At 44.6% G+C, this 16,510-nt stretch carries 12 protein-coding genes; 6 read left to right on the forward strand and 6 right to left on the reverse strand.

The features are described from left to right. Positions 1-129: 129 nt before the first annotated feature. Complete coding sequence (greA, locus tag R7Z41_RS13835; RefSeq protein ID WP_005380065.1) at positions 130-603, reverse strand: transcription elongation factor GreA; 474 nt, start codon at positions 601-603, stop codon at positions 130-132. A gap of 545 nt (positions 604-1,148) precedes the next feature. Between greA and R7Z41_RS13840 the strand changes: the two genes are divergently transcribed. Both R7Z41_RS13840 and dacB read left to right on the forward strand, forming a co-directional pair. After that, positions 1,149-2,171: a porin gene (locus R7Z41_RS13840; protein ID WP_005380064.1), complete on the forward strand. Its 1,023-nt coding sequence runs from the start codon at positions 1,149-1,151 to the stop codon at positions 2,169-2,171. 186 nt (positions 2,172-2,357) lie between these two features. Next, on the forward strand, positions 2,358-3,779 hold the full coding sequence (dacB, locus tag R7Z41_RS13845) for a serine-type D-Ala-D-Ala carboxypeptidase (protein ID WP_053349847.1): 1,422 nt from the start codon (positions 2,358-2,360) through the stop codon (positions 3,777-3,779). Here the strand turns inward: dacB and R7Z41_RS13850 are convergent. After that, on the reverse strand, positions 3,758-4,603 hold the full coding sequence (locus R7Z41_RS13850; RefSeq protein WP_005380062.1) for a magnesium transporter: 846 nt from the start codon (positions 4,601-4,603) through the stop codon (positions 3,758-3,760). The genes dacB and R7Z41_RS13850 overlap by 22 nt on opposite strands. A gap of 418 nt (positions 4,604-5,021) precedes the next feature. After that, the gene (gene tyrS / locus R7Z41_RS13855) at positions 5,022-6,209 is read right to left on the reverse strand and encodes a tyrosine--tRNA ligase (RefSeq protein ID WP_017820416.1); all 1,188 of its coding nucleotides are present in this window, start codon (positions 6,207-6,209) and stop codon (positions 5,022-5,024) included. Positions 6,210-6,339: 130 nt separating this feature from the next. Here tyrS and R7Z41_RS13860 point away from each other — a divergent pair, with 130 nt between their 5' ends. Next, a complete protein-coding gene (locus R7Z41_RS13860) occupies positions 6,340-7,632 on the forward strand; it encodes a peptidoglycan DD-metalloendopeptidase family protein (RefSeq protein ID WP_005386530.1) in 1,293 nt (430 codons plus the stop codon). Between the two features lie 63 nt (positions 7,633-7,695). Here the strand turns inward: R7Z41_RS13860 and vmeK are convergent, their stop codons facing one another. The 3 genes from vmeK to erpA form a co-directional block, all read right to left on the reverse strand. Further along, positions 7,696-10,800, reverse strand: coding sequence for an efflux RND transporter permease subunit (gene vmeK / locus R7Z41_RS13865; protein WP_206970636.1), 3,105 nt, complete (start codon positions 10,798-10,800; stop codon positions 7,696-7,698). A gap of 9 nt (positions 10,801-10,809) precedes the next feature. Continuing rightward, on the reverse strand, positions 10,810-11,925 hold the full coding sequence (locus tag R7Z41_RS13870) for an efflux RND transporter periplasmic adaptor subunit (RefSeq protein ID WP_005386537.1): 1,116 nt from the start codon (positions 11,923-11,925) through the stop codon (positions 10,810-10,812). A gap of 105 nt (positions 11,926-12,030) precedes the next feature. Beyond that, positions 12,031-12,372: an iron-sulfur cluster insertion protein ErpA gene (gene erpA / locus R7Z41_RS13875; protein ID WP_005380031.1), complete on the reverse strand. Its 342-nt coding sequence runs from the start codon at positions 12,370-12,372 to the stop codon at positions 12,031-12,033. Positions 12,373-12,618: 246 nt separating this feature from the next. Here erpA and hemL point away from each other — a divergent pair, with 246 nt between their 5' ends. The 3 genes from hemL to rsmC all read left to right on the forward strand — a co-directional run bounded on the left by hemL (position 12,619) and on the right by rsmC (position 16,447). Beyond that, the gene (gene hemL / locus R7Z41_RS13880; protein WP_130545026.1) at positions 12,619-13,914 is read left to right on the forward strand and encodes a glutamate-1-semialdehyde 2,1-aminomutase; all 1,296 of its coding nucleotides are present in this window, start codon (positions 12,619-12,621) and stop codon (positions 13,912-13,914) included. A gap of 345 nt (positions 13,915-14,259) precedes the next feature. After that, positions 14,260-15,345, forward strand: coding sequence for an AI-2E family transporter (locus R7Z41_RS13885; protein WP_005386541.1), 1,086 nt, complete (start codon positions 14,260-14,262; stop codon positions 15,343-15,345). A 76-nt stretch (positions 15,346-15,421) separates the two neighbouring features. Next, positions 15,422-16,447, forward strand: coding sequence for a 16S rRNA (guanine(1207)-N(2))-methyltransferase RsmC (rsmC, locus tag R7Z41_RS13890; RefSeq protein WP_017820412.1), 1,026 nt, complete (start codon positions 15,422-15,424; stop codon positions 16,445-16,447). Positions 16,448-16,510 lie beyond the last annotated feature (63 nt).

Here is a 16,510-nt window from a genome sequence, read left to right on the forward strand (position 1 = left end):
GAAACCTATAAACAGGTTTCCGATTGTCTCTCATCAGAAGGATCGGTCAACTGATCCTTATCTGATCTACATTGCGCCTGAGGCGACCTTTTTGCGTTTTATCAGAGTAGTAATGCTACTCCAAACGACTTAGATATATTCTACTCGGTCAATTTCGAAGTCTTTCGCGCCACCCGGAGTTTGAATAGCAACTTCATCGCCTTCCATCTTACCAATCAGGCCACGAGCAATAGGTGAGCTCACTGAAATGCGACCTGCTTTGATATCGGCTTCGTCATCACCAACGATTTGGTACGTTTTTTCTTCTTCGGTGTCGATATCAATCAAGGTTACGGTTGAACCAAAAATAACTTTACCCGTGTTCTCCATCTTCGTTACATCAATAACTTGAGCAACTGACAGTTTGTATTCAATGTCACGGATTTGTGCTTCACAAATGCCCTGCTCTTCACGAGCGGCGTGATATTCAGCATTCTCTTTTAAATCACCTAGCTCACGAGCTTCAGCAATTGCCTCTGAGATCTGAGGACGTAGTTTAAGTAGACGATCGAGTTCTGCACGTAGCTTTTGCTCGCCACGTAGTGTCATTGGAACTTTTTCCATTTTATAACCTCAAGCCCAAATGGGTCTTTGGACAAAAAAAGCCCACCCTGTCATAGGACTGGGTAGTGCGCTTAAAGATGTATTTCGTTTAGTGTAAACAAACTCCCGGACGAAATCATCTTAATTCGAAAGACAGCAAGACTATGCCTTTTCGGCATAATGATATAACTCACTTTTAGAGCGGTTCTAGGGCGAATCACCTTCTCAATTTATTGAAAAACAACACTGTTCATTACACCAAAAACCTCAAAAAAGATAAAAACTAATCAATGTCAGGCCAATGTCATTGCCAATAATTTCAATCAAAAACAGTAATTTAAATAAAAACAACGCACAATTGAACAGTGTTCATCAGTGGGATTTATATCATTTTACTAACTCATACGGAAACTTTAGCAGTAAAACATGTCCAGCGAGTTGTTAGATCAATGGCTTACAAGTGCGAACTATATCGCTCAATTAGCCAATTTTGGACCAACAACTTGTGAGAGATCACCTCTCCCCCATACAACAATGATTATGGACAGCTAACTAGGACAAATAAGATGAAAAAGACTCTAATTGCTCTTTCTGTATCTGCAGCAGCTATGGCAACTGGCGTAAACGCAGCTGAACTTTACAACCAAGACGGTACTTCTCTAGAAATGGGCGGCCGTGCTGAAGCACGTCTATCTATGAAAGATGGCGACGCTCAAGACAAATCTCGCATCCGTCTAAACTTCCTTGGTAAACAAGAAATCAATGACAACCTATACGGTGTTGGTTTCTGGGAAGGTGAGTTTGAGACTGCTCAAAACGGTACTGTAGACGGCGACGACAAGAGCGATCTAGAAACTCGTCTTGCTTACGCTGGTCTTGGCGGTGCTTACGGTGAGTTCGCATACGGTAAAACTGAAGGTGCACTAGGCGTTATCACTGACTTCACAGATATCATGGCTTACCACGGTAACTCTGCAGCAGACAAACTAGCTGTATCAGACCGTACAGACAACATGATGGCTTACAAAGGCCAGTTTGAAAACCTAAGCGTAAAAGCAAGCTACCGCTTCGCTGATCGTATGGAAAACAAAAACACTGGTGAGTACTACGACAACAAACAAGACGGTTACTCTCTATCTGCAATCTACGCTCTAGCTGACACTGGTCTTGAGCTAGGTGCTGGTTACGCAGATCAAGACAAAGCTAACGAGTACATGCTAGCTGCATCTTACACAATGTCTGATCTTTACTTCGCTGGTGTATTCACTGACGGCGAGAAAATGGAAGATTCAAACAACAGTAACACAGTTGATTACACTGGTTACGAGCTAGCGGGTGCTTACACTCTAGGCCAAACAGTATTTACAACATCATACAACAATGCAGAAACTAACAACGAAACTTCTGCAAACAACTTCGCTGTTGATGCTTCTTACTACTTCAAGCCTAACTTCCGTGGTTACATTTCTTACAACTTCAACCTGATTGATGCAGGTGACAAGTTTGGTTCAACTGACACTAGCAAAACAGTTGCAACTAAGATCGATGCTGAAGACGAGCTAGCTCTAGGTCTACGTTACGACTTCTAATTCCGGTCTTTGACTAGAATATCGAATGCCCGCTTTAAGCGGGCATTTTTTATACTTCATTTTAAGCAGCGCGCCTTTCTCTCGTGTCTCATTCATGAAGACATTTGAAGCATTTCTTTAGTTACCTAGCATATTGAAAGGACTTGCGTATACTCAATCACATAACTCACCTTAGAAAGTATCATTATGCGTTTACGTTGGCTCTTGCTCATATTCTCTTCATTACTTTCTGCTTTTTCACAAGCGTACCCTCATCAAGAGGTGTTGCCTGAAGGCGCCCGCATCAGTTTAGTTGCGGAGAAACTCAGTGAAAATGCTGAGCTTGACGGTGTTCATCCTACCGAACAACTGTTCCCACCAGCGAGTACATTAAAAATCGTCACCGCATTAGCCGCAAAGCTAGAACTGGGTGATAATTTCCGGTTTCGAACCAAGCTGGAAACGTCGAACTCAGATGCAGTGATTTACTTTGTCGGCGACCCAACACTCCAAACCAACGACTTAAAATCACTTCTCACTCTAGCTAAGAAAAATGGCTTAAAACGGATTAACGGTGACCTATGGCTCGATAACAGCGCATTCACTGGTTATAACCGTGCGGTGGGCTGGCCGTGGGATATCTTGGGAGTTTGCTACAGCGCTCCGGCATCGACCATCACACTCAATAACAACTGTGTACAAGCCTCTATCTATACACAAAAAGATGGTGGAACGCGGGTCTACGTACCAGAGCATCAACCTATTCGTGTCACAAGTACCGTAGAAACAGTTTCTAAAACCATTAAGAAAAGTCGTCATTGTGACTTAGGTTTAGTTGCAAATCCCGATAACAACTACAAGCTAACAGGGTGCTTGGTTGAAAGAGACAAACCATTGCCACTGAAATTTGCGGTTCAAGACCCTGAGCGTTACACCAGTCAAAGGTTGGCGACTTTGCTTAAGGAGCTCAACATTGGGGTATCAGGAAAGATTAGGGTCGGTACGGCGCCAGAAAAGCAGCGAAAGCTCATCGCAATGCATCAATCAAAGGCCTTACCAGACATTCTTGAAGATATGCTCAAAAACTCTGACAACTTGATTGCCGACACATTAACCAAAACACTTGGTGCTAAATTTTTCGTTCAGCCAGGCAGTTTTACTAACGGTACAGAAGCGATCAAGCAGATCATTTTCGCCAACACTGGTATTGATATTCGTAATGCGCGCCTAGAAGACGGCTCAGGACTTTCGCGAAATAACCGGATCTCCGCGACCAAGATGGCTGAAATGCTGCGCTATATTTGGAAGCATGAAAACGAACTCAAATTGATTGCCATCATGCCGAAATCAGGTGAATCCGGCACATTAAAGTACCGACAAAGTATGCGAAAACTTCCAATTAAAGGACAGCTGATAGCGAAAAGTGGCTCTATCTACGGGACTTACAATATGGCTGGATATGGCTTGGATAAAAATGGTCAACCTAACACCATTTTTGTTCAGTTTGTTTCAGACTACTTCCCAGAAAAACGGGACGACAACACACCTGTCATCGCCCCGATTACACATTTTGAGCAGCTTTTTTACAATGACATTGTGAACTTTAGTCAGGCAATACCTAAGAAATAGTTCACCACGTTAAAGTAAATCCACATTCCTGAAATATCGACGATAGACGCAAGAACTGGACTCACCAATACGGCTGGGTCCAACTTGCAAGCTCGTGCAATAATTGGCAACAGCCCGCCCAATGTTGTAGAAATGGTGACTTGAATGAACAGCGCAACTGCTATTGCCAGTGCGATATCGGTCAGTTCAAAGCCTCCTGTTGATTGTCCTGCACTAAATAACATAATGCGTCCAATCATCACGATAGCGATCGCTAGCGCAATAAATAGAGCGACTCGGCTCTCTTTCCACAAAACTTCTAACCATTGGCGTTTTTTTAACTCTCCAGTAGCAAGAGCACGAATCACTAAAGTTGCTGCTTGTGTTCCTGTGTTACCACCAGCAGCTGCAATCACTGGCATGTACACTGCAAGTAAAACAAGCTGACTAAGGGTGTCCTCATACTGAGCAATGATCAAGCCTGACACTATCCCTAAAAGAGCCAGTGCAATGATCCACCCAATACGCTGCTTCACGTGCCCCAAAACACTAGTCGATAAATAACCATCAGGTGTATCAACTTCAGACATATGCAGACCTAATTGGTGAGCATAATGACGTGCGCGTTTGTCATGGCCTGCTTGCTCAAGTTGAGCAATAAGACTATTCACATAGCCGACAGAGCAATGCTGTAAAATACCTACAGCCTCATCAATCGGCATAACCGTAAGCAAATGGACTTGTTGCTCTTGCTCGTACTGCAAGAATGCATTGCGAGCTGCACCAATTTCTACTTCAGAAAAGTTTGGTGTTGTTTCAATAAAAGTGTTGTTCATTACCGTCATGGCGAATCTCCCGATTGGCATTGGTAACGACCATCGACAAAGCATGAAAAGCCACTCTTGCACGCTAAAAGTCAGACAACAAATAAGATGCACAGAGAAAACCAATGCGAATGCACTGTCTATTCAGAATGTATGAAGGAAATAACGAGAAAAAAATTAGAAAAGATGCCTCACCACTTAGGTAAGGCGGAGATCGCCAATACCGAAGCGGGTTATTTCGCTCCCTTAATCTTACTCACCCAACGACTGGGAGGATGGTCGGTATTGTTCATGTAAATCTCCGATAGCGCTGCCATTATTGGCAGCGCAAGTATAGTAGCAAAGTTCATCAGGTATGGAAGTTTTACTTTGCCGTTTTTGCTAAATTTTCATACAAAAAAAGCGCCCTTCGGACGCTTTCATTTGCAGTCATTATGGATTACTGAATAGTAATACGAGCAAATTTACGTTTACCTACTTGGAACACGTAAGTACCCGCTTCTGGAGCAAATTTGCTGTCCGCAATTTTTTCACCATCAATCTTCACAGCGCCCTGCTTAACCATGCGCATCGCATCTGACGATGATGGACATAAACCCGCTTCTTTCAACAGATTACTCACTGGGCGACCTGCGTCAAAGTCAAACTCTGGCATTTCATCAGGAATTTGGTTCTTCGCAAAACGGTTTACGAATTCTTGCTCTGCTGCATCGGCATCGGCTTCACTGTGGAAACGAGCAATAATTTCTTTTGCTAGCAATACTTTGATGTCACGAGGGTTTTTGCCCGCTTCTACATCAGCTTTGAATTGAGCAATCTCTTCCAGAGGACGGAAAGAGAGCAGCTCGTAGTAGCTCCACATTAGGTCATCAGAAATAGACATGATTTTACCAAACATTTCGCTTGGCGCTTCGCTGATACCGATGTAGTTGTTTGCTGACTTAGACATCTTCTTCTCGCCATCAAGGCCCACTAGAAGCGGCATCATCAGTACAACCTGAGGTTTTTGACCGTGAGACTTTTGCAGTTCACGACCCATTAGAAGGTTGAACTTCTGGTCTGTACCACCTAATTCAACATCCGTTTCCATTGCTACTGAGTCCCAGCCTTGTAGAAGTGGGTACATGAACTCATGAATAGCAATTGGCTGACCACCCGCGTAACGCTTTTTAAAGTCGTCACGCTCTAGCATACGAGCAACGGTTTGGTTTGCCGCAAGGCGAATCATACCTTCTGCGCCCAGTTCAGACAGCCACTCAGAGTTAAACTGAATTTTAGTCTTTGCAGGATCGAGAATTTTGAACACTTGCTCTTTGTACGTTTCAGCGTTACGCAATACGTCTTCGCGACTTAGCGGTGGACGAGTTGTGTTTTTACCTGTTGGGTCACCAACCATTGCAGTGAAGTCACCGATTAGGAACGTCACTTCATGACCTAGTTCTTGGAACAAGCGAAGCTTATTGAAAATAACCGTATGGCCTAGGTGAATGTCAGGTGCTGTTGGATCAGCGCCCAATTTAATACGTAGAGGACGGTCTTCTTTTAGTTTTGCGATTAGCTCTTCTTCTGGAATCAGCTCTTCAACACCGCGCTTAATCTCGGCTAGTGCAGCTTCAATGCTCGCCATTCTTGTTCACTCCCACAGATTTGGCAAAAATATAATAGCTGAACATATTACTTGAATAGCGATGCATTTTGAAACACGTTAGACTAGGTAGTTGTCACTTTTTCCGTTTAATTTAGCAATCAAGTACCTCATGCATTCGATTTTTGTCCGACTTCCACTCTTGCACAAAGTATTGATCGGTTTTTTTAGTGCGCTGATTATCTTCGCGCTCTTCTTTTTACCTGATCCGCAAGACCTAGACCCGCAGCAGAGCCGATTAAAAGTTGGTCAACATTATCCTGTGCCAGTTTCCCTCGAACTCAGTGCACTAAATAGTTCATCGCCTGCGGTTCCCGCCGTGCTGCGCTGGGAGACATACAAGGTAAAAAATGGCGAGAGTGCTGCCATCTTATTTAGTCGCGTAGGGCTTTCTGCTCGTCTATTACATGAACTGGTGTCATCAGACAAAGAAGTGGAAAAACAGTTAACTCGGCTTCGACCTGGTGACCGATTGCAATTTGGTTTTGACGAAAATAACGACTTGGTGCAGCTAAGAAGAACACTAAGCGCGTTCGAGACTTTTCGTATCACATTAAAAGACGGCAAGTACGTTTCTGAAGTTGATAAAAAAGAAGTCGACTTCCAGTACAACTACGCTGAAGCCACCATCAAATCAAACTTTTGGAATGCAGGAATATCTTCTGGATTAAATGGTAACCAAATCATGGAACTGGCTGGCATATTTGGTTGGGACATCGACTTTGCTTTAGATATTCGTAAAAACGACAGCTTCCGAGTACTTTACCAAGAGGAAGTGGTAGAAGGTGAAGTAATCGGCCGTGGAAAAATCATTGCTGCGATCTTTAAAAACCAAGGCGATACCTTTACCGCAATATTGGATCAGAAAAGTGGCAAGTATTACGACGAAAATGGGCGTGCAATGAAAAAAGCATTCTTACGCGCGCCGTTGGATTTCCGTCGAGTTTCGTCTAATTTCAACCCACGCCGCTTACATCCAGTGACGGGACGCGTTCGTCCTCATAGAGGCACGGACTATGCAGCACCAGTGGGCACCCCGATTTGGGCGGCTGGTGATGGTGTCGTTCAAAAATCGTCTTACAACAAATTTAATGGTAACTACGTTTTCATTAAACATAGTAATACTTACATTACCAAGTACCTGCACTTAACCAAACGTACTGTACGAGCTGGTCAACGCGTTAAGCAAGGCCAAACCATTGGTACGCTTGGCGGAACTGGCCGTGTAACTGGCCCTCACCTGCACTATGAGTTCCTTGTGAATGGTGTCCATAAAAACCCGCGCACGGTGAATTTGCCACAATCTAAATCCCTGACAGGCAAAGCGAGACAAACTTTCATGGCAAACGCGAAAATTAGCATGGACAAGCTTGAACGCTACAGCAAACTGCTAGCAATGAAGTAAGCCAGGTATTGAAAAGGGCAGCGAAGCTGCCTTTTTGTTTTGTCGATATCATCACGATAAAGCTTACTGCTCGGAGTGATGCTCTCTCCCGAGCATCAGCAAACACGGGGTCAGAACCAACGTTAGCAAAGTCGCAAACGCCAAACCACCCGCGACAGCGGTCGCAAGCTGAGACCACCATTGAGTGCTTGGTGCACCAAACTCCACTTTCTGATTAACTAAGTCGATGTTCATTTCTAACACCATTGGCAATAAGCCTAATATGGTGGTCACCGTCGTGAGTAAAACGGGTCTTAAACGCTGCACACCCGTACGCAAAATAGCCTCAGGTTTTTCTAAACCACGTTTACGCATCTGATTATAAGTATCGATTAAAACAATATTGTTGTTTACCACGATACCAGCCAACGCAATCACTCCAATTCCCGACATAATGATGCCAAATGGCTTTTGGAAAATAAGTAACCCAGCGAAGACACCAACAGTAGAAAACAGCACTGCGCTAAGGATTAAGAAAGCTTGATAAAAGCTATTAAACTGCGTAATTAAAATCAAAGCCATCACACCAAGCGCGACAATAAAAGCATTTTGCAAGAATGCTGATGAGTTTTCCTGCTCTTCATTTTGCCCCCGAATCTTATATTCAATGCCTTCCGGTAACTCGAGCTGTTCCATTCCAGCAGCAATCTTAGGTAATTCAAGCGCTAAATTGTAACCTTCCACCATATCCGCTTTAATATTGATAACTCGATGACCGTCGACCCTACGAATGGTGTCTTGCTTATGATCTGGTTTGATTTGAGCAAAATTCGTAATCGGTACCAGACCAGCTGCCGTTTTCACTCTCAGTTGATCAAATCGACCTATGTCGCGCTTATCTTGCGGATAGCGCACCAAAATATCGACTTCTTCATCTGCATCATCAGGCAAATAATCGCCTATTTTCAAGCCGTTCGTAACAAACTGGACGGTATTCCCGACTAAGGTAGCATCCGCTGCAAAGCGAGAGGCGTCATCTCGCTGGATATCAATTTGCCAATCAATCCCTTCCTTATTAGTGGTATCACTCAAGTTCGTCAGTGCAGGATTACCATCAGCCCAATGTCGTACTTTTTTGGCCGCTTCATCTAACGCACTAACACTCAAGTTTCGTGATGATACTTCAATCACGAGATCATGCTCGACAGGCGGTCCTGCGTCCGGGAATTTATACTCAAGTTCAACACCATAAAAGCGATCTGTCGTCTCTTTTAGTTCCTCAATAATGGTTTTCACTTTGCGTCGATACTGCCAATCCACAGGCGTTATTTGAATCTGGCCAATCTCGTCCCCATTATCGCTCGACCCCGTGCGCGTGTAGACACTTTCAAACTCGTCATGACCGAGCATCACCTTCTCGATTTCGCGCATAACAACATCTTTTTCGTGAATAGACAGGTCACCATAAGAACGAACTTTAACGGTAAAAAAGGCAGGGTCCACCTCAGGGAAAAACTCTGCACCCAAGCCAGCTTTGTTGTAAGTGAAGCCGACACCTGCCGCTAGCAGTATCGCGCTGAGTAAGACCTTCCATGGATGACGAATCGCTACCGACAGAGTCTGGTAATAAAGCTTGGTAATGCCTGTCGCTTTTTCAAAGTTGCCGTTATGCAGCTCCACCATTTCTCGCTGAGCTTTCTGATTGACGACTTGAGGCTTGCCAATGATCCCACCGATGACAGGAACGAACAGTAAAGCCATCATCAGTGAAGCGGCCAAGGTAGCAATTAAAGTAAGTGGTAAGTACTTCATGAACTCACCAGTGATGTCTGGCCAGAAAAGTAACGGAGCAAACGCAGCCAATGTGGTTGCTGTGGATGCGGTAATAGGCCAGGCCATTCGCTTTGCTGCATCTCGATAGGCTTCTTTACGTGGCGTTCCTTCTTGCATGCGCCGATCTGCAAACTCTGTCACCACAATGGCACCATCCACCAACATACCTACTGCCATAATTAAAGCAAACAGTACGACGATATTGACCGTCAGCCCAAATACCGATAACACCAACAACCCAGTCAAGAACGATCCTGGAATAGAAATCCCCACGAGAAGCGCGGTCCTAACCCCCAATATGGCAATAATGACGATAACTACGAGGATAATTGCGGATAAGATATTGTTTTGTAGATCACTGAGCATCAATTTGACATCGTCGGATTGATCCCAAGTGTATTTAACTTGCAAATTGTCGGGCCACTCGGCGCGCTTCTGTCCCTGAGCCAGTACTTCTTTTACCAGCTCAACCGTTTCAATGATGTTTTCCCCTGCCCGTTTTTTTACGTCCAAAACGATGGCAGATTCGCCATCTAAACGAGCAAAACTTTCAGGATCGCGAAATGCACGCCGTACTGTCGCCACATCGCCAAAAGTGATCACCTCTTTGCCATTCACCTTGATCGGTAGTTCAAGCACATCTTTCAGTGAATCAAAAACCGATGGGACTTTTACCGAAAAGCGTCCATACCCAGTATCGACAAACCCCGCAGCCACAACTCGGTTATTCAAGGCAATTAAATTATAGATATCCGCTTGATCGAGACCGTAGCTTTCCATCAATAGCGGATCGACAACTATTTCCACGATGTCTTCGCGATCCCCTGCGATTTCAACTTCAAGAACCTGACGGAAACTCTCCAAACGATCACGTAGCGTTCTGGCAATCTGTACAATGGTCCGCTCTGGTACGGTGCCATATAGCACAACGGTCAACACAGGCTCTTCAGATGCAAACGTGACTTCGTTTACCGTTGGCTCATCACTGTCCTCTGGTAACTTTGGCTTCGCAAGATCAACCGCATCACGCACATCTGCCATCGCTTTATCAAGATCCACTCCGACACTAAATTCCAGCGTCACCGAAGCATGCCCTTCTGATGCCACAGAGGTCATCTCTTTTACGCCTTCAATAGAGCGCAACTCTTGCTCTATTGGCCGAACTAATAAACGTTCGGCATCGACGGGAGAAATGCCTTGATGCCCAACAGAAACGTAGATAATAGGAATGGTAATATCTGGGCTCGATTCCTTGGGGATAGTGACGTAAGTAATGACACCGGCAATTAAGATCATCACCAGTAATGTCAGCATGGTGCGAGCGCGGGATAACGCAGCATCAATCAGAGTGTACATAAGTGCTCCTTACTGCTCACTAGCCGCTTCAACAACTACGTCATCAACTTTATTGGCCAGTACTTGATCACCATCTCGCACAAAACCTTGTCCCAGCACGATAATGTCTGCACGCTCTCCTAACCCAGAGAGCCACACACCATCATCCTCGGCCTTAACGAGTTGAATTGGAACAAACTCAACATACTCATTACGCAGTGTCTTGACACCTAAGTTACCTTCTTCATCTAGTGCTAACATGGCAGCCGTAATCTTTACTGCCAACACTTCACTCAAAGGCAGCTGTACTTCTGCGCTCATACCGGCAGGAATTCTTGCGTCTTGATTATCAATTTCGATTTCAATTGGAAATGTATTAGTAGAAGCAGAAGAAACACGTCCAATGTAGCGCACACGACCTTGATGATGCTGTTGGTTAATGGTTCTTACGTCGGCTTCTAGGCCTTCCTTAAGGTATTGTATATGCCGTTCACTGACATCGGCTTCAATCACTAAAGTATCCAAATCAATGACCGTCGCAATAGGATCGCCAATCCCGACAAAATCACCTAACTCAACAAAGTGGTGATCTACGATGCCATCAAATGGCGCTTTAACCTCAGTATTTCTTAAAGCCGTTTGCACGTTACTCAAATTCGCACGTGCATCTACCAACGCTGCTTGCGCTGTCGCAAATGCAACCTCACCTTGCAGTCCACGACTTTTTAGCGATTTAGCTGCATTAAACTCTTTCTCTTTAACCAACAGCATCGCCTGGGCCCGTTTAAGTTGAATGCCAAGGTCGCGCTTATCGATGTTTGCGATCACTTGTCCCTGTTTGACCGCTTGGCCTTTCTTTATGTTAAGACTGACTATTTTACCGGCAACTTCGGCGCCAAGACGCGCTTGACGATTGGGCGCTGTTCGTCCATACAATTCAATGGTTTTACTGGTAGGTTCGGCAAGAAAAGTATCAAACATCACCTTTGCAAGTGGTGTCGTGTTCGTGGATGTTGAAGAGTTAGGATGATCATCTTGTGCTTTGAGTTGGCCGATGGTTAGCCATGCAACAAGAAGTAAGACGAGGATAAGAGATACTAGCCAAGGGCGCTCGACAATTCGGCGTCCAAAAGAAAGTCCAGACATATAAAGTCCTTTTTATTATTTCTCTGCATATCTGCGAGCGTGCGCTTTACGTGACATCCTTCTACATAAAGCACAGGCAGCCATTAGCTGCCTGTTAGGTGTTAATTACACACTGAACGATGCACCACAACCACATGTTGTCGTTGCATTGGGGTTATTTACGAAGAAGCGCGCTCCTTCCAACCCTTCTGTGTAGTCAACAATACCGCCAACGAGATATTGCAGACTCATAGGGTCTACAACCAGTGTTACACCACTGTTTACGATTGTCGTATCGCCTTCGTTTACATTTTCATCAAAAGTAAAGCCGTATTGGAAGCCGCTGCAGCCGCCGCCAGTAATGTATACGCGCAGTTTCAATGCTGGGTTTTCTTCTTCAGCAATCAATGCTTTAACGCGAGATGCTGCTGCGTCAGAAAAAGATAATGGTACGTTTACTTCGCTCACGAAGACCTCTCTCACTCGTGTAATGCGTCAAGCCTGAAGCAAGACGTCAAATTTGTGCTAATTGAGACGATTATCCAATACCTGACAAACTCGTTCAAGTATTCGCCGCCGATTCTTTATAACAGATGCGGATATATAAGATTACACTGCGAAACAACACATAAATTAAGCAAAACGTTTCTAACTTGATTATAGCTAGGTACAATGCGCTCCACTTGGTCCGAGCAATCAAAAGAGGATAACCCCATGACCAAATCATCAGAGCTGTATCAAAAAGCTCAGCAAACCATCCCTGGCGGTGTCAATTCACCAGTTCGTGCATTCAACGGCGTTGGCGGTTCTCCGCTATTTATCGAACGAGCAGACGGTCCACTGATTTTTGATGCCGATGGTAAAGCGTATATTGATTACGTTGGCTCTTGGGGTCCAATGATTCTTGGCCACAACCACGCGGTTATCCGCGAAGCAGTAATTGATGCAGCGCAACGCGGTCTCAGCTTCGGTGCGCCAACAGAACTTGAAATCGCGATGGCAGAATTAGTTTCTGAGCTTGTTCCATCAATGGAGCAAATCCGCATGGTAAGTTCTGGTACTGAAGCTACTATGAGCGCGATTCGCCTTGCACGTGGCTTCACCGGTCGCGACAAGATCATGAAATTTGAAGGTTGTTACCACGGCCACGCTGACAGCTTGCTAGTAAAAGCAGGTTCTGGTGCACTAACACTAGGTCAACCAAGCTCTCCTGGCGTTCCTGCAGATTTTGCTAAGCACACGCTAACAGCAACATTCAACGACCTAGATTCTGTACGCGAGCTATTTGCTGCTAACAAAGGCGAAATTGCTTGTATCATCGTTGAGCCAGTAGCTGGCAACATGAACTGTATTCCACCAGTGGAAGGCTTCCACGAAGGGCTACGTGAAATCTGTGATCAAGAAGGCGCGCTACTAATTTTTGATGAAGTAATGACAGGCTTCCGTGTTGCTCTAGGCGGCGCGCAAGCACACTACAACATCAAACCCGACCTAACGACACTGGGTAAAGTAATTGGTGGCGGTATGCCAGTAGGTGCTTTCGGTGGCCGTAAAGAAGTGATGCAATACGTTGCACCTACAGGCCCAGTTTACCAAGCTGGTACCCTTTCCGGTAACCCTGTCGCAATGGCAGCAGGCTACGCATGTTTGAACCTTCTAAAAGAAGAAGGCAACGAAAAGCGCCTAACTTCTAAAACGAAACAACTTGCTGAAGGTTTTAAGTCTCTAGCAGAAAAACACGGTATTCCGCTAGTTGTTAACCAAGTGGGCGGTATGTTCGGCTTCTTCTTCACTGACCAAGAAAAAGTAACTTGCTACGAAGACGTAACGAAGTGCGATGTAGAACGCTTCAAGCGTTTCTTCCACTTAATGCTAAAACACGGTGTCTACCTTGCGCCATCTGCGTTTGAAGCGAGCTTTACTTCACTCGCTCATGGTTCAAAAGAGATTGATGCCACACTAGAAGCTGCTGACCGCTGTTTTGCTGTTCTTGCAGAAGAAGCGAAATAATCGCTAAAAACGGCGATAACGCATTTAGAAAAGGACCGTAACGGTCCTTTTTTATTTCCAATTCAAAATAACCAATATCGCTAATACCCCAACGACAATGCCAAACCACGGTATTCGCTTAGCTTTTTTCTCAGTTTGACACTTTTTATCACCGTTGCAACAACCCATAGCTCATCTCTTGATTGATAACCGACTGATTTGTAGTCATTATAGCAAGGTACATCGCCCTGCTCTAATTCGGCATTGTCATAAGCTTGAAAGAGTTAAGAGTGCAAAGTAATAAAGGTTACACGCCATCATTGAAGGCATAAACCGTAAACGTCACCTGTAAGTTGGACTAATACCATGCCAAATAATGTAAAAATAACGTCGAGTCACCGAGTACTAATGGTTGCTTTACTCGCCGCTGCTTTTGCTTGCTACTTATTGGTTGAGCCATATATCAACTCAATTGTGATGGCTTTTATCATTTCTTTGCTCATGTTTCCGATACACGAATGGTTTGAGCAGAAAATTCCCAAGCACCCCAATATGGCGGCACTGCTGTCATGTGTCGTTTTGACGTTTATTATTGTTATCCCGCTTTTATTTGTGTTTGCCGCCATTGTTCAGCAAGGCTCTGTTTTCTCACAAAATACATATAATTGGGTTACCAATGGTGGTATCCAAGATATATTCCAACATCCTTTCGTTATCAAAGGCTTAGCGATTGTTAATGAGTACTTACCTTTTGATAAAATCGAGCCCAAAGCCATCGCTGAGAAAATTGGGCAATTTGCCACATCGTTTGGCTCTAACTTAGTTGCTATTAGCGCAAAGATTTTAGGAGACGCAACCAACTTCCTAATGAACTTCTTCCTAATGCTGTTTGTGTTGTTTTTTCTGCTTCGTGACCACGACAAAATTATCTCTGCGATTCGTCATATTCTGCCACTTTCACGTAGCCAAGAAGACCGAATATTGACAGAGATAGAGCAAGTTTCTAAATCAGCCGTAATGGGCTCATTCATGACGGCGATTGCTCAAGGTTTGGCTGGCGGCATCGGTATGTGGCTCGCCGGCTTCCCTGGGCTATTTTGGGGAACGATGATGGGCTTTGCATCATTCATTCCAGTGGTAGGAACCGCGCTAATCTGGATTCCTGCAGCAGCGTACTTGTTCTTAACAGGCGATATGACTTGGGCTATCTTTTTGACGGTGTGGAGTGTAGTTGTCGTTGGCTCTATAGATAACCTATTGCGCCCGTTGCTAATGCAAGGCAGCGCCGGCATGAATACCCTTATGATTTTCTTCTCATTACTGGGTGGTCTGCATCTGTTTGGTTTGATTGGTCTTATCTACGGCCCACTTATTTTTGCCGTGACCATGGTACTGTTTAATATCTACGAGGAAGAATTCAAAGACTTCCTTAACCAACAAGACAACAGCTAGTCACCGCTTAATCACTTCAAGCTTGGGGCAGATTGTGCGAAAATCTGCCCCAAATTATTTCTGATGAACCAAATTTATGTCTGCTTATATCGCTCCTAGCCAAATAGCTCAGCGCCAACTTGAATACTTCAACGGAAAACACGTTTTAGTCGCTGGTGAAGTTGAAGACCTATTTCCTCTTGAGTTAGTAGCTCATTGTGAGTCTGTTGAAGTGTTTACTTCCAACTATAGCTACTACCGCCAAATTCAAACCTCTGACAAAGTGAAAAGTCATTTTGGCTCTGTGTTTGATGTTGAAACAAAAGCAGACATGGTCCTTTTATACTGGCCAAAAGCAAAAGCCGAAGCAGAATACTTGCTGGCGATGTTGATGGCGAAACTGGGCATTAACACCGAAATCGTCATCGTTGGTGAAAACCGCTCCGGCATCAAGAGCATCGAGAAGATGTTCCAAGAATACGGCCCTGTGAACAAGTACGACTCTGCTCGTCGCTGCTCATTTTACTGGGGTAATTGCCTCAATGAACCAAAACCTTTCAACCAAGCAGATTGGTTTAAGTCTTACACTGTTACACTCGGTGAGCAGTCGCTAGCGGTTAAGAGCCTACCTGGCGTATTCAGCCATGGCGAGTTCGACTTAGGTAGCCGATTGCTGCTTGAAACCTTACCTAAGCTGTCGGGCAAAGTGCTCGACTTTGGTTGTGGTGCAGGTGTGCTCGGTGCGTTTATGGCGAAAGCGAATCCAGAGATCGCGATTGAGATGTGTGACATTAATGCTTATGCGATCACTTCTAGCCAAGCCACATTAGAAGCGAATGGTTTATCCGGACGCGTATTTGCATCAGATATATACTCGGATACCGCAAAAGACTACCGCTTTATCGTCAGCAACCCGCCATTCCACAGTGGTTTAGACACAAATTACAACGCAGCGGAAACCTTGTTGGGCCAGGCACCACAATATCTAACCAAAGACGGTGAAATGGTGATTGTCGCGAATAGCTTCTTAAAATACCCACCAATTATCGAGCGGGCGTTTAATAATTGCGAGACGCTAAATAAGACCAATAAATTTTCTATCTACTACGCGAAAAAATCATAACTTCCCCCGCGCAGGCACAAACCTGCGCGATTTTTTCTCATAAATTCAACACTCATAAGAAAA

The organism is Vibrio sp. 1457 (assembly GCF_033340195.1).
Classification (GTDB): domain Bacteria; phylum Pseudomonadota; class Gammaproteobacteria; order Enterobacterales; family Vibrionaceae; genus Vibrio; species Vibrio alginolyticus.